The 18,972-nt window shown below is 67.5% G+C and carries 18 protein-coding genes; 6 read left to right on the top strand and 12 right to left on the bottom strand.

All coding sequences use genetic code 11. The features are described 5' to 3' along the window. The 6 genes from QTI24_RS18270 to QTI24_RS18245 all read right to left on the bottom strand — a co-directional run. Positions 1–362 (bottom strand): urease accessory protein UreF (locus QTI24_RS18270; RefSeq protein WP_286602323.1); only part of this gene is annotated, 362 nt, incomplete at its 3' end. After that, positions 362–949 (bottom strand): urease accessory protein UreE, encoded by a 588-nt coding sequence (gene ureE, locus QTI24_RS18265; RefSeq protein ID WP_286602322.1) that lies wholly within the window; start codon positions 947–949, stop codon positions 362–364. The genes ureE and QTI24_RS18270, both read right to left, overlap by 1 nt. A 55-nt stretch (positions 950–1,004) precedes the next feature. Beyond that, positions 1,005–2,723: an urease subunit alpha gene (gene ureC, locus QTI24_RS18260; RefSeq protein ID WP_286602320.1), complete on the bottom strand. Its 1,719-nt coding sequence runs from the start codon at positions 2,721–2,723 to the stop codon at positions 1,005–1,007. Next, a complete protein-coding gene (locus QTI24_RS18255; protein ID WP_286602319.1) occupies positions 2,724–3,029 on the bottom strand; it encodes an urease subunit beta in 306 nt (101 codons plus the stop codon). A 10-nt stretch (positions 3,030–3,039) separates the two neighbouring features. Continuing rightward, entirely contained in the window at positions 3,040–3,639 is a 600-nt protein-coding gene (locus QTI24_RS18250) for a HupE/UreJ family protein (RefSeq protein ID WP_286602317.1), read from the bottom strand. 65 nt (positions 3,640–3,704) lie between these two features. After that, a complete protein-coding gene (locus QTI24_RS18245; RefSeq protein WP_286602315.1) occupies positions 3,705–4,007 on the bottom strand; it encodes an urease subunit gamma in 303 nt (100 codons plus the stop codon). 21 nt (positions 4,008–4,028) lie between these two features. Here QTI24_RS18245 and QTI24_RS18240 point away from each other — a divergent pair, with 21 nt between their 5' ends. The 3 genes from QTI24_RS18240 to QTI24_RS18230 all read left to right on the top strand — a co-directional run bounded on the left by QTI24_RS18240 (position 4,029) and on the right by QTI24_RS18230 (position 9,400). Then, on the top strand, positions 4,029–7,649 hold the full coding sequence (locus QTI24_RS18240; protein WP_503011277.1) for an ATP-binding protein: 3,621 nt from the start codon (positions 4,029–4,031) through the stop codon (positions 7,647–7,649). Next, on the top strand, positions 7,646–8,653 hold the full coding sequence (locus tag QTI24_RS18235) for a response regulator transcription factor (protein WP_286602313.1): 1,008 nt from the start codon (positions 7,646–7,648) through the stop codon (positions 8,651–8,653). The genes QTI24_RS18240 and QTI24_RS18235 overlap by 4 nt, the downstream gene beginning before the upstream one ends. Positions 8,654–8,728: 75 nt before the next feature. Next, positions 8,729–9,400, top strand: coding sequence for a PA4824 family protein (locus QTI24_RS18230; RefSeq protein WP_286602312.1), 672 nt, complete (start codon positions 8,729–8,731; stop codon positions 9,398–9,400). A 21-nt stretch (positions 9,401–9,421) separates the two neighbouring features. Here QTI24_RS18230 and recJ read toward each other — a convergent pair whose 3' ends face one another. Beyond that, positions 9,422–11,131 (bottom strand): single-stranded-DNA-specific exonuclease RecJ, encoded by a 1,710-nt coding sequence (gene recJ, locus QTI24_RS18225; RefSeq protein ID WP_286602311.1) that lies wholly within the window; start codon positions 11,129–11,131, stop codon positions 9,422–9,424. Positions 11,132–11,133: 2 nt separating this feature from the next. Next, entirely contained in the window at positions 11,134–12,102 is a 969-nt protein-coding gene (locus QTI24_RS18220) for a hypothetical protein (RefSeq protein ID WP_286602310.1), read from the bottom strand. 122 nt (positions 12,103–12,224) lie between these two features. On the opposite strand from QTI24_RS18220, the gene QTI24_RS18215 reads away from it, so the two are divergent. Next, positions 12,225–13,481, top strand: a complete 1,257-nt coding sequence (locus QTI24_RS18215; protein WP_286602309.1) for a lipoprotein-releasing ABC transporter permease subunit — start codon at positions 12,225–12,227, stop codon at positions 13,479–13,481. Further along, complete coding sequence (lolD, locus tag QTI24_RS18210) at positions 13,474–14,151, top strand: lipoprotein-releasing ABC transporter ATP-binding protein LolD (protein ID WP_286602308.1); 678 nt, start codon at positions 13,474–13,476, stop codon at positions 14,149–14,151. The genes QTI24_RS18215 and lolD overlap by 8 nt, the downstream gene beginning before the upstream one ends. Before the next feature lie 6 nt (positions 14,152–14,157). Here the strand turns inward: lolD and QTI24_RS18205 are convergent, their stop codons facing one another. From QTI24_RS18205 to QTI24_RS18190, 4 genes are all read right to left on the bottom strand, one after another. After that, the gene (locus QTI24_RS18205; RefSeq protein ID WP_286602307.1) at positions 14,158–14,709 is read right to left on the bottom strand and encodes a DUF4124 domain-containing protein; all 552 of its coding nucleotides are present in this window, start codon (positions 14,707–14,709) and stop codon (positions 14,158–14,160) included. A gap of 28 nt (positions 14,710–14,737) precedes the next feature. After that, entirely contained in the window at positions 14,738–15,070 is a 333-nt protein-coding gene (locus QTI24_RS18200) for an SH3 domain-containing protein (RefSeq protein WP_286602306.1), read from the bottom strand. A gap of 85 nt (positions 15,071–15,155) precedes the next feature. Further along, complete coding sequence (locus tag QTI24_RS18195) at positions 15,156–16,352, bottom strand: SMP-30/gluconolactonase/LRE family protein (RefSeq protein ID WP_286602304.1); 1,197 nt, start codon at positions 16,350–16,352, stop codon at positions 15,156–15,158. Positions 16,353–16,489: 137 nt separating this feature from the next. Continuing rightward, on the bottom strand, positions 16,490–17,596 hold the full coding sequence (locus tag QTI24_RS18190) for a calcium:cation antiporter (RefSeq protein ID WP_286602302.1): 1,107 nt from the start codon (positions 17,594–17,596) through the stop codon (positions 16,490–16,492). Positions 17,597–17,796: 200 nt separating this feature from the next. Here QTI24_RS18190 and QTI24_RS18185 point away from each other — a divergent pair, with 200 nt between their 5' ends. After that, positions 17,797–18,960, top strand: coding sequence for an efflux RND transporter periplasmic adaptor subunit (locus QTI24_RS18185; protein ID WP_286602301.1), 1,164 nt, complete (start codon positions 17,797–17,799; stop codon positions 18,958–18,960). Positions 18,961–18,972: the final 12 nt, after the last annotated feature.

The raw sequence follows: 18,972 nt of genomic DNA, 5'->3' as shown, positions 1-18,972 counted from the left end.
TCGTGATGCAGCTTGAGCCATTCGACGAAGGAGCGGCCCATCTGCTCGGTCTGCAACAGGAACTCGGCGGATTCGCGGGTCTGGAAGACCCAGGCATTGAGCGCGCTGACGCGTGGAATGTCGCCGCTGCGCCAGGCAGGGATGGCTTGCGCCAGGACGGCGAGGTCGGTGCGCGCAAGGCTCAGGTGAAGCTGGTCGACGAGCCAGTCGGAAGCGGCCCGCTCGGTGCCGAGCCCGGCCCATTCGATGCCGGCCTCCAACCCTTCGGAATAGGAGAAGCCGCCCACCGGCAGCGCGGGCGACGCGAGCCAGATCAGTTGCAGGAAGCTCGCTGCGGACAGGGCGGCCGGCGCGTCATCCATCAATGCGAATGGCCGTGCGAGTGGTCATGGTCGTGATCGTGATCGCCAGGGGTGTGCGAGCCGGCATAGGCGTCCGGATGCAGCACCGGCCCTACCGGCCCCGCGCCGTGCGAATGCCCATGTCCACCACCATGCGCGCCATAGGCCCCGCCTTCGGGCTCGAAGGCTTCATCGGCCTCGCGCACGATCAGGTGCATCGATCGCAGCATGCCGGCCAGCACGTGGTCGGGTTCGATCTTCAGGTGGTCGGGTTTGAGTTCGATCGGCACGTGCCGGTTGCCGAGGTGATAGGCCGCGCGCATCAGGTCGAAGGGCGTGCCGTGTTCGCTGCAGTGCGTGATGACCAGCACCGGTTGGCGCGCGGCGATCACCTTGACCAGCGAGCCGTCCTCGGCGACCAGCACGTCGCCGCCACGCACGGCCGTGCCGCGCGGCAAGAACACGCCGATCCGGCGCCCCTGCGAATCGGTGGTGTCGAAGCGGCTCTTCTGGCGGACGTCCCAGTCGAGTTCGACAGTGGCGGCGCGCTTGAGCAGGACGAGCGCGAGGCCGCCGCCCTGGGGCATGAGTTTGTTGGCGGTGAGCATGAGAGGCAGGTTGTTCGAATGAATGCGGATTGTCGATCCGCGCGCATCTTCGAACCTAGAACAGGAAATACCGCTGCGTCATCGGCAGCGAGATTGCCGGATCGCAGGTCAGCAGTTGCCCGTCGGCGCGCACCGCATAGGTCTGCGCATCGATCTCCATCGTCGGCGTGAACGCGTTGTGCACCATGTGCTGCTTGCGCACGCCGCGGATGTTCTTCACCGCGCTCAGCTTCTTGGCGAGCCCGTAGCGCCGGCCGATGTCCGCCGCAAGCCCGGCTTGCGAAACGAAAGTCAGCGAACTCCTTGCCAGCGAGCCGCCGAAGGCACCGAACATGGGCCGGTAATGCACCGGCTGCGGCGTCGGGATCGATGCGTTCGGGTCACCCATCGCGGCCATCGCGATGCTGCCGCCCTTGATGATCGTGAATGGCTTGACGCCGAAGAAGGCTGGCTTCCACACCACCAGGTCGGCCCACTTGCCGATCTCGATGCTGCCCACTTCGTGCGCGATGCCGTGCGAGATCGCCGGGTTGATCGTGTACTTGGCGACGTAGCGCTTGGCGCGGAAGTTGTCGTTGCGTGACTCGTCTTCCGGAAGCTTGCCTCGCTGCGCCTTCATCTTGTGGGCGGTCTGCCAGCAGCGGATGATCACTTCGCCTACACGGCCCATGGCCTGGCTGTCGGAGCTGAACATGCTGATGGCGCCCATGTCGTGCAGGATGTCCTCGGCCGCGATCGTTTCCTTGCGAATCCGGCTTTCGGCAAAGGCGAGATCCTCGGGAATTCCGGCGTCGAGGTGATGGCACACCATCAGCATGTCGACGTGCTCGTCGAGCGTGTTCACGGTGTAGGGCATCGTCGGATTGGTCGACGAAGGCAGGAAGTTCGCCTCGCCCACCACGCGCAGGATGTCCGGCGCGTGACCGCCGCCGGCCCCTTCGGTGTGGAAGGCACAGATCGCGCGGCCCTTCACGGCCGCGATCGTGTTCTCGACAAAGCCCGATTCGTTGAGCGTGTCGCTGTGGATCGCCACCTGCGTATCGGTCGCATCGGCCACGTCCAGGCAGTTGCTGATCGCGGCCGGCGTGGTGCCCCAGTCCTCGTGCAGCTTGAGGCCGATCACGCCCGCGTCGATCTGCTCGTGCAGCGCGGCCGGCAGGCTTGCATTGCCCTTGCCGAGAAAGCCGAGGTTCATCGGGAAGGCGTCGGCCGCCTGCAGCATGCGCTCGATGTGCCACGGCCCCGGCGTCGCGGTCGTGGCGAAGGTGCCGGTGGCGGGTCCGGTCCCGCCGCCGAGCATGGTGGTCACGCCCGAGGCCAGCGCCTCCTCGATCTGCTGCGGGCAGATGAAGTGGATGTGGCTGTCGATGCCGCCCGCGGTGACGATGTTGCCTTCGCAACTGATCACCTCGGTGCCCGGACCGATGACGATGTCCACGCCCGATTGCACGTCGGGGTTGCCGGCCTTGCCGATCGCGACGATGCGTCCGTCCTTCAGGCCGATGTCGGCCTTCACGATGCCCCAGTGGTCGAGGATCAGTGCATTCGTCATCACCGTGTCCACGGTGCCTTCGGCGCGCGTGCGCTGGCCCTGTGCCATGCCGTCGCGGATGGTCTTGCCGCCGCCGAATTTCACTTCTTCGCCGTAGCCGCCGGCATGCAGCGTGTAGTCCTCCTCGACTTCGATCACCAGGTCGGTGTCGGCGAGCCGGATGCGGTCACCCACCGTGGGGCCGAAGATTTCCGCGTAGGCGCGGCGGCCGATCGTTGCCATTCAGAGTTTTCCTTGTACCAGGCCGCGAAAGCCGTAGACCACGCGGTCGCCGGCGAAGTCCACGAGTTCGACCGTCCGTTGCTGGCCGGGCTCGAAGCGCACGGCGGTGCCCGATGCGATGTTCAGGCGCATGCCGCGCGCGGCCTCGCGGTCGAAGCCCAGCGCGCCGTTGGTCTCCGCGAAGTGATAGTGCGAGCCGACCTGGATCGGCCGGTCGGCTGTGTTCTGCACCACCAGCGTCAGCGTGCGGCGTCCGGGGTTGAGGATGTGCTCGCCCTCGTCGGTGATGAGTTCGCCGGGGATCATCGGCGCTGCCTCAGGCCAGGCCGCCGAGGAGGGCGACGCCGAACATCGCCACGGCGGCGCCGGCAAGGCGCGGCAGCCAGCGATGGCTCTGGCGCAGCGACCAACCGACCGCGATGCCTGCCCCGTGCAGCGCCACGGTGGCGGCGAGCATGCCCGCGAGCGTCATCGCGGCCGCAGATTCACCGGCCAGCTCCTGGCCGTGCGCGATGCCGTGGAACACGGCGAAGACGCCGACCAGCGCTGCGGCCGCCAAGGCCGGCAGACGGCGTTGCGTGACCACCAGCAGCCCCAACACCAGCAGCGAGGCGGCAATCATCGGCTCGACCGCCGGCAGTTGCACGCCGCCCAGGCCTGCCACCGCGCCGGCCAGCAGCATCACGGAAAAGCCCAGAGGCGCCCACAGGAGATCGGGCCAGGCGCGGCGCGCCGTGAGCGCGCTCCACAGGCCCACGGCCACCATCGCGGCCAGGTGGTCTGCACCGGTCAGGGGGTGAAAGAAACCGGCGACGAAGCCGTGGTGGTGTCCGCCGTCGACGCCGGTGTGCGCGCTGGCAACCAGCGGCAGTGCTGCAAGCAAGGCAAGTGCAGGTGCAAAACGATAAAAACGCATGGCAGATCCTCGGTTGTTATTCAGTTTCAGGAGAGCGACACGAAGTGCGCGAGCCTGGGGGTGAGTCATACGATCGGTTGGTGCACGGTCACCAGCTTGGTGCCGTCCGGGAATGTGGCTTCCACCTGGATGTCCGGGATCATCTCCGGAATGCCGTCCATCACGTCCGCGCGCGTGAGCACGTTGCGGCCTTCGCTCATGAGGGCGGCGACGCTCTTGCCGTCGCGCGCGCCCTCCATCACGGCCGCCGAAATCAGCGCGATGGCTTCCGGGTAGTTGAGTTTCAGGCCGCGGGCGCGGCGCCGTTCGGCCAGCAGCGCCGCCGTGAAGATCAGCAGCTTGTCTTTTTCGCGCGGTGTCAGTTCCATGCCCAAGTCTTTGCAACAGTCATGCCTTCTGTTGCGCACCCCTCCAAGCCGGTTCCGTGGCGGCTCTCGAACGGGCATGACTGTTGCACGCATCCCTATGTGCACTCCACCGCCGTTCCCCCCGCTCCGAGCGACGAAGCGCCGCAGCGCATCGTCAAGGTCCGGCGCGACTACAACAGCTGGGTCGCCAGCGAAACGCTGGAGGACTATGCGCTGCGCTACACGCCGCAGCGCTTCCGGCGCATGTCGGAATGGCGCGTCGCGAACACGGCCTTCGGCGGTGCGGCCTCGTTCCTGATCCTGGAGGCGGTCGGCGCCACCCTTCTGGTGCAGTACGGCTTCGTCAATGCCTTCTGGGCCATCCTGGTCACGGGGCTCATCATCTTTCTGGCCGGCCTGCCGATCAGCGTCTACGCGGCGCGCTACGGCGTCGACATGGACCTGCTCACGCGCGGCGCCGGCTTCGGCTACATCGGCTCGACGCTGACCTCACTGATCTACGCGTCGTTCACCTTCATCTTCTTCGCGCTCGAAGCAGCGGTGATGGCCTATGCGCTGGAACTGGCGCTGGGCATCCCCCCGGTCTGGGGCTACCTGGTGTGCGCGCTGGTCGTGATCCCGCTCGTTACGCACGGGATCTCGGCGATCAGCCGGCTGCAGGTCTGGACGCAGCCGATCTGGTTGCTGTTGCTGGTCGTGCCCTTCGGCTACGTGCTCGCGCGCGATCCTGGTGCGTTCTCGGGCATCTCGCACTATGTCGGTGTCAAGTCGTCTTCGATCGGTTTCGATCTGCACCTTTTTGGTGCTGCTCTCACGGTCGGCATCGCGCTGATCACGCAGATGGGCGAGCAGGCCGACTACCTGCGCTTCATGCCGGCGCGCACCGCCGCCAATCGGGGGCGCTGGTGGGCGGCGGTGCTCGCGGGCGGGCCGGGCTGGGTGGTGCTCGGCGTACTCAAGATGCTGGGCGGCGCGCTGCTGGCCTACCTGGCGATCAGTCACATGGTGCCGCCCGAGCGCGCCGTCGATCCGAACCAGATGTACCTCGCCGCGTACGAGTACGTCTTTCCCAACTACGGCTGGGCGGTCGCGGCGACGGCGGTGTTCGTCGTCATCTCGCAGCTCAAGATCAACGTCACCAACGCCTATGCGGGCTCGCTGGCGTGGAGCAACTTCTTCTCGCGCGTGACGCACAGCCACCCGGGGCGCGTCGTGTGGGTGGTATTCAACGCGCTCATCGCCTTCATGCTGATGGAGATGAACGTGTTCGAGGCCCTGGGCGACGTGCTCGGCCTGTACGCCAATATCGCCATCGCCTGGATGATGGCGGTCGTGGCCGACCTGGTCATCAACAAGCCGCTGGGTCTCTCCCCGCCGGGCATCGAGTTCAAGCGGGCGCATTTGTGGGACATCAATCCGGTCGGCGTCGGCGCCATGGCGCTGGCGTCCGTGCTGTCGATCACCGCGCACCTCGGCGTGTTCGGGCCGCTGGCGCAGGCCTTCTCGGCGCTGATCGCGCTGGGCACGGCCTTCGTCACGGCGCCGCTTATCGCCTGGGCCACGCGCGGCAAGTACTACATCGCGCGTGTCTCCGACGAACGCGGTGCCGCTCCGTTCGCGCCGGCCGCGCGACGCTCTGCAGTGCGCTGGGCGCGCGTCGAATCCGATGCGGGCAACTACCGCCGGCTCAGCACACAGCGCTGCGCCATCTGCGAACGCGAGTACGAGGGGCCGGACATGGCGCACTGCCCGGCCTATCAGGGGCCGATCTGCTCGCTGTGCTGCACGCTCGATGCGCGCTGCGGCGACCTGTGCAAGCCGCAGGCGAGCCTGTCCGCGCAATGGTCGGGCGCCTTGCGCTGGCTGCTGCCGCGCCGCGTGTGGCCGTACCTCGACACGGGCCTCGGCCACTTCCTGCTGCTGATGCTGATCGTCGTGCCGCTGCTGGCCGCCGTCTTCGGCGTGCTCTATCAGCAGGAACTGCGCGCGCTCGGCGAAACCGCCCTGACCGAGAGCGCGCTGGCCGACCTGCGGCCCGTTTCGCTGCGCTCGGGCTTCCTCAAGGCCTACATGGCGCTGCTGGTGATCGCGGGCATCGTCGCCTGGTGGCTGGTGCTCGCGCATCAGAGCCGCAAGGTCGCGCAGGAGGAATCGAACCGCCAGACCCATCTGCTGGTGCGCGAGATCGAACTGCACCGCGAGACCGACCGCGCACTGCAGGCCGCCAAGCAGACCGCCGACCAGGCGCGCGAACAGGCAGACCAGGCCAACCAGGCCAAGAGCCGCTACATCAGCGCCATCAGCCATGAATTGCGCACGCCGCTCAACAGCATCCTGGGCTATGCGCAACTGATGGGCGAGGACGCCGCCGTGCCGCCGCATCGCCGGCAAGCGGTCGCGGTCATCAAGCGAGGCGGCGAGCACCTGTTGTCGCTGATCGAAGGCACGCTCGACATCGCCCACATCGAAGCCGGCAAGCTCAGGCTGAATGCGAAGCCGATGCAGTTCGCCGAACTCATGAGCGAGCTCGCCGACATGTTCGAACTGCAGGCCGAGGACAAGGGCCTGGCCTTCCGCTTCGAGCCCACCGGCGCCTTGCCGGAACTGGTGCGTGCCGACGAGAAGCGTGTGCGGCAGATCCTCATCAACCTGCTGGGCAATGCGATCAAGTTCACCGCCGTGGGACAGGTCACGCTGCGCCTAAGGTATGCACGCGAGTTCGCCGCGATCGAGATCGAGGACACCGGGCCGGGCATGTCGGTCGAGGAACTGGGCCGCATCTTCGAGCCCTTCGCGCGTGGAGCGATCGCCGGCCCTGCAGCGCCCGGCGCCGGCCTCGGACTCACGATCGCGAAGATGCTCATCGATCTGATGGGCGGCGAGATGACCGTGCAGAGCACGCCCGGCGCAGGCTCGGTGTTTCGCCTGCGCCTGTTCCTGCCTCATGTGCACGAGGTGCAAGCTGCGAGCGTGCGGAGGGTGGCGGCGCCCGTGGTGCGTGTGCGGCGGGGCTACGAAGGCCCGCGCCGGCGGCTGCTGGTGGTCGACAACGAGGAGGCCGATCGCGAACTGCTCTCGCACGTGCTCTCGCCGCTGGGATTCGAACTGCGCACGGCGGCGAGCGGCCACGATGCGCTCGACCTGATCGCGGCCGGCTGGCGGCCCGATGCGATGTTCGTCGACCTGGCAATGCCGGGCATCGACGGGTGGGAGACGATCCGTCGTTCGCGCGCGCTCGGCCTCGCGAACGCCGCGGTCGCGATCGTGTCGGCCAATGCCTTCGACAAGCGCCTGGACAACGACGTCGGCATCGCGCCAGAGGACTTCTTCGTCAAGCCGGTGCGCCACAGCGAACTGCTCGACTGGCTGGAACGCCGGCTGGAGCTCCGCTGGAACGACCAGGCCGCGGAGCCGCCTGCGTCCGCACCAGCCACTGCCGTGGTGCCTTCCGCCGAGCGCCTGCGCGCGCTCGAAGAGGTAGTAGGCCTCGGTTACTTTCGAGGGATCATGAACCAGCTCGATGACATCGATTCGGCACAGCCTGAATGCGCCGCATGGACAGCGGCACAACGCGCTCTGGCGCGTCAATTTCAGTTTGAGGCGATGAGTCGCGTCCTGACTGCGGCGGTGGGCACATCTTGAGCACGGCCACGCCACTCGTCAGCACGTTGCGCGGCAGCGCGGGCAACAGCGACCTGGTTCTGATCGTCGACGACGTGCCGGACAACCTCGCCGTGCTGCACGACGCGCTCGACGAGTCCGGCTACACCGTGCTCGTCGCCACCAGCGGCGAGCAGGCCTTGCAGCGCGCCGCGCAGGCGCGGCCCGACATCGTGCTGCTCGACGCGATGATGCCCGGCATCGACGGCTTCGAAGTCGCGCGCCGCCTCAAGGCCGACGCCGCGACGGCGCACATCCCGATCGTCTTCATGACCGGGCTCACCGAGACCGAGCACCTGGTCGCCGCACTCGAAGCGGGCGGCGTCGACTACGTCACCAAGCCGATCAAGCCCAAGGAAGTCCTGGCGCGCATGAACGTGCATCTGCAAGGCGCCCGTCGCGCACGCCAGGAGGCGCAGCAGGCCGGCCAGGCGCGGAATGCACTCGATGCCTTCGGCTACGCGAGCTTCACCGTGCGCATGCCCGAGGGCAAGCTGATCTGGCAGACCGTGCTCGCGCGCGACCTGTTGCTGCGCTACTGCGGCACCAGCGCGCCGGTGACACCGCCCGTCGTGCTCGACTGGCTGCGTCGCCATCTGCCCGATGCGCAGCAGCGCCAGATCGAACCGCCCGTGCTGACGATCGAGCACGGCGCGACGGGCCTCAATGTGCGCCTGCACCAGCAGACCGGCCACGACGACGATGGCGACGACTGGCTGATCATCATGCGCGAGGTCTCCGACACCGCGGTCATCGAAGCCATGAGCCTGAGCCTGAAGCTCACCGCGCGCGAGGCCGAGGTGCTCTACTGGGTCGTCAAGGGCAAAACCAACAAGGACATCGGCGAAATCCTCGGCAGCAGCCCCGCCACGGCGAAGAAGCATCTGGAACGCGTGTACGTGAAGCTTGGCGTCGAGACACGCACGGCAGCGGCCGGCGTGGCGATGAAGCGCATCCGCGAATTGCAACCTCAGTTCGAGATCTGAAACCGTCGCCGGTGGGGCGCGGCAAGCGCATGATGGCCGCGAAGCCGACATGCACGGCTTCTAGAATCCGCCGCCATGCGCCGACACTTCGTCCTCATCCTGCTGTGGCTGTTAGCGGTCACCGCGCGGGCGGGCGGCCACTTCGATGTCGACGACGCCTTCACGCTGGACCCCGGCCAATGCCAGAACGAGACCTGGTACGGGCGCTTCGGGCCCGAGCCCGTCACGGACTTTCACCTGGGGCCCGCATGCCGGGTCGGACCCGTCGAACTGAGCTTCAATTTCGATCGCTATTCCGTGCCGGAGCTGTATGGCGTGGTGCTGGGGCCGCAGGTCAAGTGGACCTGGTTCGGCCAGGGCGCCGATGCGACGCTGGTCGCGGCGGTGTCCGCGGGCGTCGTTGCCGATGTCACGCACGGCGGCCACACGGGCGGACAGGTCCTGCTGCCCGTGAGCTGGCGCGCGCTCGACAGCCTGTGGATCAACGCCAATCTCGGGGCCGACTGGTCGACGGTGACCGGCGAACGCACAGGGCGCGGCGGGCTTCAGGGCGAATGGGCGCTGAATGACCGGGTGAGCCTGATGTTCGAGCGCTTCCGCGCCTTCGGTTTCTGGACGTCACGCGTGGGGGCGCGATTCAGCGTCACGCCGTTGATCAGTGTCGATGTGAGCGCCGCGCGCAGCAGCGTGGCGGGCAGCCCTAGGGTGTACGTGATCGGGCTCAACCACGAGTTCAAGGGATTCTGAAGCGCGGCAGGCCCGGAAGCTTCAGACCTCCGCGCCCTCCACGAGAAACCTGACGCGACGCACCCCCTGCCATTCGTCCGCGTCGAGCCGCCAGGCGATCACCACCTTCGGCGGCAGCGGCTCGGTGTGACCGAACCAGATGCCGTCCACCGGCTTGCCGCGGTGCTTGAGCTTCAGCGCCAGGTGCTTCTCGCCGACGAGGCGCTGCGAGACTACTTCCACTTCCTCGCTGAAGGTCGGCGGCGCAAAGCCCTGGCCCCACACCTCGCGGTGCAGCGTATCTACCAGATCCACGCGCAGGTACTCCGGCGCGAGCGGTCCGTCGGTGTCCAGCCGGCGTGTGAGGGTCGCGGCGTCGAGCCACTCCTGTGCCACTTCGGCGAGCGCCTGTTCGAAGGTCGGGAATTGCTCCCGCGCCACGGTGCAGCCGGCCGCCATCGCATGGCCGCCGAAGCGCAGCAGCACGCCGGGATGCCGCTTGGCGACGAGGTCGAGTGCATCGCGCAGATGAAAGCCAGGAATGGATCGGCCCGAGCCCTTGAGCTCGTGCGACTTGCCATCGGCGCCGCTCGCCGCGAAGACGAAAGTCGGCCGGTGGAAGCGTTCCTTGATGCGCGAGGCGACGATGCCGACCACGCCTTCATGGAAATCCGCGCCGAACACGCTGATCGCAGCAGGCGGTGCTTGTGTGTCGTCGAACAGCGATTCCGCGAGCACGAGCGCTTTGTCGCGCATGCCGCCTTCGATGTCGCGCCGCTCGCGGTTGATGCCGTCGAGCGTGCGCGCCAGTTCATCCGCGCGGCCGGCGTCGTCGGTCAGCAGGCATTCGATGCCGAGCGTCATGTCGGCAAGACGTCCTGCGGCGTTGATGCGCGGGCCGAGCGCAAAGCCGAAGTCGAAGGTGGTTGCAGATGCCGCATTGCGGCCTGCCGCCTTGAAGAGCGCCGCGATGCCGGCAGGCATGGCACCGGCGCGGATGCGACGCAGGCCCTGGGCGACCAGCCGGCGATTGTTGGCGTCGAGCCGAACCACGTCCGCCACGGTGCCGAGCGCGACCAGGGGCAGCAGGGCGTCGAGCTTGGGTTGCGTCGCCACGTCGAACACGCCGCGCGTGCGCAACTCGGAGCGCAGCGCGAGCAGCACGTAGAACATCACGCCCACGCCGGCGATGCTCTTGCTCTCGAAGTCGCAGCCGGGCTGGTTCGGATTCACGAGCACGTCGGCCTCGGGCAGCGACGAGCCCGGGAGGTGGTGATCGGTCACCAGCACCGACAGATGGCGTGCCTTGGCGGCCGCCACGCCTTCGACGCTCGCGATGCCGTTGTCGACCGTGATGAGCATGTCGGCGCCGCTGTCCGCCACGCGCTCGGCGATCGGAGGCGTGAGGCCGTAGCCATCGATCACGCGGTCGGGCACGAGATAGCTCGCGTGCTTGGCGCCGAGCAGGCGCAGCCCACGCACGGCGACGGCGCAGGCGGTCGCGCCATCGCAGTCGTAGTCGGCGACGACGCACAGGCGCTTGTCGTCGCGTATCGCATCGGCCAGCAGCACGGCCGCCTCGCGTGTGCCGCGCAACGTGTTGGGCGGCAGAAGGCGCGCGAGGCCGTCGTCGAGTTCTTCCTTGCCCAGCACGCCGCGCGCGGCGTAGAGCCGCGCCAGCAGCGGATGCACGCCGGCCTGTTCGAGCGCCCAGGCGCTGCGCGGGGGGATGTCGCGGGCGACGATCTTCATGATCACAGCGCCTCCAGCGCGATGGCCGCGCCCGGCCGGTTGAACAGGCCTTTGGCCCACTGCACCATGCCGCGTGATTGCACGCCGAAGCGTCGCGTGCCGCGATCGCCGCACAGCGTGAGCGTGACCTCGGCGCCGCGCGTGTAGTCGTCGAGCAGTTCCGCCACTGGGCCGGCATCGATCGCCTGCCACGCTGACGCCCATCCGGCGCCGTCATCGCGCAAAGCGGGCGTGCGCAGCGTGTCGGCGACGATGGGGGCGGGATGGTTCGGGGCGAAGGAATCCGGCAGGCGGCCTGTGCCGCTGAGCCAGAAGGAATTGATCGGTGGCACGCCGCGCGCCGTGCGCGCGTCGTTCACTCTCTCGGTGTAGAGCAGCATCTGCATTTCGTTCTGGAGCCTGCGCAGGGGTCGCGCCGCATCGGACAAAGGCGACCACTGCGAAATGGGGAAGCCGACCGCGCGATCGATCGATGCCGTCGACAAGTTGTCGAAGATCTTGCCGTTTGCCAGCCAACGGCCGGGCGTGGCCGATGCGTGCAGCGCGATGCCATCTTCCTCGAAAAAGGGGTGCGCGGCCGCCAGCAGCGCAGCGGATTCGGCGGCGTCGATCTCGATCGCCGCCGGGTCGCCCAGCACCACGTCGTCGATGCCCACCTGCCAGTGGCACAGCGTCGCCATGCCCCAGCTTGCGCTGTCCTCGGCCGACGCCAGGCCGGACTGCTTTGCTTCCAGCGCTGCCCAGGGGATGCAGCCGTCCGCTGCTGCAATGCCCAGGGCATCGGCGAGCGCACGCTCGTGCGGCGGCGAGAGTGTGCTGTCGTCCTGCACGTCCTCGTGGACGAGCGTCAGCCGGGACAGTAGCGCTTCGAGCTTCGGCAGGCGCAATCCCGCCAGCGCCTCGCGGCAAGCGGGCGAGCCACGGCCGGCGAAGGGAATCAGGAGATGGCGGGAAGAGAGCAAGGCTGACATGGGCCTATTGTCCGGGATGCCACAATCCCGGCGATGAACAGCCCCCACGCTCATCACTTCGTGTATTCGCTGCCCCCCGAGGGGGCGCAGGCCTTCCTTGGGATGGCCCGGCGGGAGGCCTGATGCGACTTCCCTACGAACTGCAACTCGGCTGGCGTTACACGCGCGCGGGCCGGGCCACGCGGCGCAACGGCTTCATCTCCTTCATCTCCGGTGTCTCGATGTTCGGCATCGCGCTGGGCGTGGCGGCACTGATCATCGTGCTGAGCGTGATGAACGGCTTCCAGAAGGAAGTGACCGACCGCATGCTCGGCGTGATCTCGCACATCGAGATCTTCTCGCGTGACGGCCAGGCGCTCGGCGATCTCGACGCGATCATGGCCGGCGCGCGCAAGAACCCCCAGGTGGTCGGCGTCGCGCCCTTCATTGCCGCGCAGGCGCTGATCGCGCGCGGCGAAGACATGAAGGGCGCACTGGTGCGCGGCATCGAGCCGACGCTGGAACCCCAGGTGACCGACATTTCCACGACCGCGCAGCAGGGCGCGCTCGACAAACTGGTGCCGGGCGAGTTCGGCATCGTGCTGGGCGTCGAACTGGCGCGATCGCTCTTCGTGCGCGTGGGCGACCAGGTCACGCTGGTGGCGCCGGGCGGACAGGTCACGCCGGCCGGCGTGCTGCCGCGCTTCAAGCCGTTCACCGTGGTCGGCACTTTCGATTCGGGCCACTACGAATACGACTCGGCGCTCGCCATGATCCACGAGCAGGACGCCGCACGCGTGTTCCGGCTCGAAGGCCCGACCGGCGTGCGCCTCAAGCTCAAGAACCTGCACCAGGCGCGCGAGGTGGCCGAGGAACTCGGCGCCACGCTGCCGGGCTCCTTCCTGATCCGCGACTGGACGCGCGCCAACAAGACCTGGTTCGCGGCCGTGCAGGTCGAGAAACGCATGATGTTCATCATCCTCACGCTGATCGTCGCCGTCGCGGCCTTCAATCTCGTTTCGACGCTGGTGATGACAGTGACGGACAAGCGCGCCGACATCGCGATCCTGCGCACGCTGGGATCGAGCCCGAAGAGCATCATGGGCATCTTCGTGGTGCAGGGCGCGATGGTCGGCGTCATCGGCACGCTCGGCGGCCTGCTGCTGGGGCTGGGCATTGCCTACAACATCGATGTGATCGTGCCGGCGCTGGAGCGGCTGTTCCATGCGAGCTTCCTGCCGAAGGACATCTACCTCATCAGCAAGATGCCGAGCGACCCCCAGCGCGGCGACATCGTGCCGATCACGGTGATCTCGCTCATCCTCGCTTTCGTGGCAACCCTCTACCCGAGCTGGCGCGCGAGCCGCGTCAATCCCGCGGAGGCGTTGCGCTATGAGTGATGTGGTGCTGAAAGTCCGCGGACTGACCAAGCGCTTCCATGAAGGCCGCATCGATCTCACCGTGCTGCATGGCGTCGATCTCGACGTGCACGCGGGCGAGACGCTCGCGATCGTCGGCGCCTCGGGCTCCGGCAAGAGCACGCTGCTGCATCTGATGGGCGGGCTCGACGCGCCCACGGCCGGCAGCGTGGAACTGCATGGCGAGAACATCGCGCACGTGGACGCGGCCGAGCAGGGCCGCCTGCGCAACATGCACCTCGGCTTCGTCTATCAGTTCCATCACCTTCTGCCGGAGTTCAGCGCGCTCGACAACGTGGCGATGCCGCTCAAGATCCGGCGCATGCCACCCGCCCAGTCGACGGATGCGGCAGTGTCCATGCTCAAAGCCGTGGGCCTCGGCGAACGGGTGCAGCACCGGCCCGCCGAGCTGTCGGGCGGCGAACGCCAGCGCGTGGCCATTGCGCGTGCGCTGGTGACGCAGCCGGATTGCGTGCTGGCCGACGAGCCGACCGGCAACCTCGATCGCGCGACCGCCGACGGCGTCTTTGCGCTGATGCTTCAGCTGGCGCACGACCGGGGGACTGCCTTCGTGATGGTCACGCATGACGAGAGCCTCGCCTTGCGCTGCGATCGCGTGCTGCGGCTGACTGCGGGCCGGCTCGCGAACTGACCCCGCTCAGCGGCAGATGGTGGTCGTCCCCACCGGCCGGCAGGTCTTGCCGTCGATGCTCCGGTAGCGGTCCAACTGGCCGGAGCGGTCGTAGTGGTTGCCCTGCTTGTCCTCGCAACCCTGCGCGTCGCAGTTGCGGATTCGGGGCCGCATGTCGCGCGGCCGCTGGGGCTGGCGATAGGCGCCGCCGGGGTAGGGGTAGCCGTAGTCGATCACTACGGGGTCGTCGCCACGGTCGCTCCAGCGTGAATCGGTGGACTGCTCGTTGCTGCCGGATGCGCCACGGGAGTCGATGATGGCGGGGCCTGACGGTTGCGGCATCGGCCGAACGGCGTCCCCCGGATAACCCTGTGGCAGTGCGGCGCGGGGAACATCCTCGCCACCGCGTGCCGGCCTCGCCGGTTCCGGCACCGACACGCGCCCCACCGGCCTGGAGCCGGCCGAACACGAACCATCGGTATAGCTCACGTTGCCGGCGGCGTCCTCGCAGCGGATCACCTCGGCGTCGGCCGCGAGGCCGAGCGTGGTCGCGATCGCGAGGATGAGCAACTGGCGCATGGAGCGTTCATTGTCGCCCGAGGAGGCGTCAGCCTGCAGGGCGGGAGTGTCCAGGTCCGGACGGCGACCAGCGCCTGTCGTTGATGACCGGCACCCGGCCGCGAACGGAGTGCTGCAAGTACCGGGAGTCGACCCACCCGCGGTGACGCCGGGAGTCGATGCGGCACCAGCGCCAGTTGCTGATGCAACCGTTCACGCGAACGGAAGTCCGTGCAGGAAGAACAGCCACCACCTCGAAGGCCCGATCGGGGCCGCCGCGCACATTGAGCGGGCGCGTGGTCGTCGTCGTCATGGCGAGCGCGGAGAGCGGCACGCAGAGCAGCAGGGCGAGAAGGCAGGACTTCGATTTCGCAAGCGACATGGGCAGCTCCGGCAATAGGGATCACGTCCGATCCGCCTTCACTATATGCGCGCCGGGCTCCGCCAGCCCTTCGAAGAAGGATGCTTCAGGCCGGCGCGGCTCCCTGGGTCGCCGTGTAGACCGCGTACAGCGATTGGCTGGCCGCCATGAACAACCGGTTGCGCTTGGGCCCGCCGAAGCAGACATTGCCGCAGACCTCGGGCAGCCGGATGCGGCCGATGAGCTTGCCTTGCGGCGTCCACACCGTCACGCCGCTGTAGCCCACGTTGCGCCCGGCGTTGCTGGAGCACCAGAGGTTGCCGTCCACGTCGGCCCGGACACCGTCGGGCCCGCACTTCACGCCGTCGATCATGAAGTCGCTGAAGCGCTTGCCGCCGCTGAGCTTGTTGTCCGCTCCGACGTCGAACACATGCATCTCGCCCTTGCCACCCGGAATGGTGTCGCCCGGCCCCTGGCCGGTGCTGACGATGTAGAGCTTCTTGAAATCGGGCGAGAAGCACAGGCCGTTGGGGTCCGGCACGATGTCTTCGCCGGCCACCTGCGTCAGCGTGCCGTTCTTGTCCAGCCGGTAGACCGCGGTCGGCAACTCGCGCTTGTAGGAGCCGATCTCCGGCGGTTGCCCCAGCCTGGGGTTCAGGCGCCCGGCCTTGTTGGCGGGCCCGCCGGCGGCGTCGACCGTGCCTTCATAGAGCTGGGCGCCGTAGGGTGGGTCGGTGAACCAGTAGCTGCCGTCAGTATGGGAAACGATGTCGTTGGGCGAGTTGAGCCGCTTGCCATTGAAGGTCGAAGCGAGGATCGTCGCCGAGCCATCGAGTTCGTAGCGCACGACTCTTCGCGTCAGGTGCTCGCAGGAGAGCTGCCGTCCCTGGAAATCGAACGAGTTGCCGTTGCTGTTGTTGGAGGGCGACCGGAACACGCTGACGTGCCCGTCATCCTCGCTCCAGCGAAGCTGGCGGTTGTTCGGGATGTCGCTCCATACGAGGAAACGGCCAACCGAATTCCATGCCGGCCCTTCGGCCCACAAGGCGCCGGTCCAGAGCCGCTGGATCGGGGCGTTGGGCTGACGCAGGCCGTCGAAGGCCGGATCGACCGTCAGCACGTCGGGGTCGGTGAAATAGGTGGTCGGCGCGCCGCGGTGGCTGAAGTCGCGGGGCGGCTGCGTGATGGTGCTGGGCGGGCCCACCGGCGCGGCCTTGGCAGCCTGTGCGTGCACGCCGCGCGGGACGACCATTGCGGCACCCAAGGTCGCTCCGATCCCGCAGATCAGTCTGCGGCGCTGCATTGCAGCATTCGGATGCGGCTCGGATTCTCTATGCGCCATGACTCACCTCCACAAACATCGTTGGAAGAAGCTGGACAACGCGAGGTCGCGAAGGGTTCGCATCCTATGCCCTTCTCTGCGGTTACACCAGACCGGGTTCAAGGGCTGAAGATCAGGACCACGTAGACGAGGAACACGACCAGGTGCACTGCACCCTCAAGGACCGTCGTGCGCGGCCCGGAGAACGTGAGCGTGCTCAGGATCAAGGTGAGAACGAGCAAAGTCACGCCTGTCGGTTCGAGACCGAGGATCATGGTCTTTCCAGTCATGAGCCCGATGACGAGGATCGCCGGTACCGTGAGCCCTATGGTGGAGGTCGCAGCCCCGAGACACAGGTTGATCGACCGCTGCAGTTGATTGGCACGCGCCGCCGCCAACGCGGTGATCCCTTCGGGCGCAAAGACGATGATCGCGATGAGTACCCCGCCCAAGGCAGCAGGGGCTCCGAGCGCGGCAGTGCCGTGGTCGATCAACATGGCGAGTCGCCCGGACAGAAGCACGATGGGCAGCAACGTGACCAGGAGCAGGAAGGTGTGACGCACCAACGCGGCGCCTGATGGACTGCGCTTCTCGTGCATGCCTGCAGCTGCTCGAGCGGTCCCCTCGGCCGGCGCCTCGACGAAGAATCCCTGGTGGCGCTGGGTCTGGATCAACAGGAAGATGGCATAGAGCAGAAGGGTGAAGAGCGAGAAGAAGACCGCCTGGATAGTCGTCAGGCTCCCGGACGGAACAGCCTGCGTGAAGTTGGGCAGGATGAGCGCGATCGACGCCAACGGGATGATCACCGCGAGATACGCCACGGCGCCCTGCAGGTTGTAGGCCTGTTCGCGATGTCGCAGCCCGCCCAGTAGCAGGGCCAGCCCGACCCCTGCGTTCAGCGCGATCATCACCACGGCAAACATCGTGTCGCGTCCCAGCGTCGGCGTGGCCTCGCTGCCGAGCGCCACCGCCGCGATCAGCACGACCTCGATGATCACGATGGACAGCGTGAGCACCAGCGAGCCCAGCGGCTCGCCGAGGAGGTTCGCGAGATGGTCCGCTTGCTCCACGACGCCGAACGCGCACCAGAGGATCGCCGCGAACAGCCAGAGAAATAGCACCGCCGCGCGCAAACCCGCACCGGGATCGGCCAGCCATGCATCTCCAAGAAGGAAGAACAGCACCACCGTCGCCCATGCAATGGCAAGACGCCCCATAAAGATCATGTTCCCACTTGGCTCCGGTGAGTTGCCTCGAACAGGTGCGGGCTCGTGGCTTTTACCGGCACGGCGCTCGCTTGTAAACCTGGACGTTCTTGCTGTCGGCAGGCGCGCTGCTTGACGAAGATGCGCCTCGCGCCGACACGCTACTTTGCTATTCTGTCGAGCATCCCAACGCGAAGAATCCCTTCTCCAAGGAACATCGATTGCCGCATCGATCAGCCAGACGCCCTGCATTGATTGCCGTCCAGTTGCTTGCGCTCGCCTGCGCTGCCTGTGGCAACAACGATCAAGCCTCGCCGATGGCCGCTGCACCGCCGACGACCGTTCTGGTGGTCAAGGTCGAAGCAGCCCCTGTTTCCAGTACCGTCGAACTCCCCGGCCGGATCGAGCCCGTCCGGACGGCGGAAGTGCGGGCCCGTGTCGACGGGATCGTCGAGCGCCGGCTGTACCAGGAAGGCACGGACGTGCCCGCGGGCGCGCCCTTGTTCCTGATCGACCCGCGTGACTACAGCGCCCTGTTGCAGCAGGCCAAGGCTGCGTTGAGCCGGGCGGAGGCGGCGCGCTCCAATGCAGCCTCCATCGTCTCGCGCTTCAGGCCGCTGGTCAGCCGGCAGGCGGTGAGCGCACAGGAATTCGAAGCGGCGGAGACCGCCTTGCGGCAAGCAGAGGCCAACGTGAGCGATGCGCGTGCCGAAGTGACGCGCGCCCAGCTGCGTTTCGAGCGCAGCACCGTGCGGGCACCGATTGCCGGCCGCGTGGGCCGCGCCCAGGTCACTGAAGGCGCGCTGGTCAGCGCGAGTGCCGCGACGCTGATGACGCAGGTGAACCAGCTGCAGCCGATCAGCGCCATCTTCACGCAGTCCAACACCGTGATCCTCGACTTCATGCAGCAGGTGCGGGCGGGCGCGCTCAAGGTGCCCGACATGGCGCATGTCGAAGTGCGGCTGATCCTGGCGAACGGGCAGGAGTACGGCGAGCCGGGCTACCTCGACTTCACCGATCTTGCGGTCGATCCCTCTACCGGCACACAGACGATCCGCGCGCAGTTTCCGAATGCGTCGCGCACCTTGCTGCCGGGCCAGTTCGTGCGGGGGCGCATCGCATCGGGCATCCACAAGACGGGCATTCGCGTGCCCGAACGTGCGGTGCAGATCGATGCCAACTCGGCCAGTGTGGCGCTCGTCGCGCCCGACGGCACCGTCGTGCGTCGCAACGTGGCGGTCGGTGCGCAGGAGGCCGGCGAGTGGGTCGTCCTCGATGGCCTCCAGGCAGGCGAGCAGGTCATCGTCGATGGCTGGCACAAGGTCCGCCCGGGCCAGAAGGTGAGCGCGCAGCCCGCGCCGGCACCTGCTCGAACAGCCCGCTGAGCGAACGCCAAT

Source organism: Variovorax sp. J22P240 (assembly GCF_030316855.1).
Classification (GTDB): Bacteria; Pseudomonadota; Gammaproteobacteria; order Burkholderiales; family Burkholderiaceae_C; genus Variovorax.
Note: the sequence above shows the minus strand (reverse complement) of the source record. Positions and strands in the feature narration are given on the sequence as shown.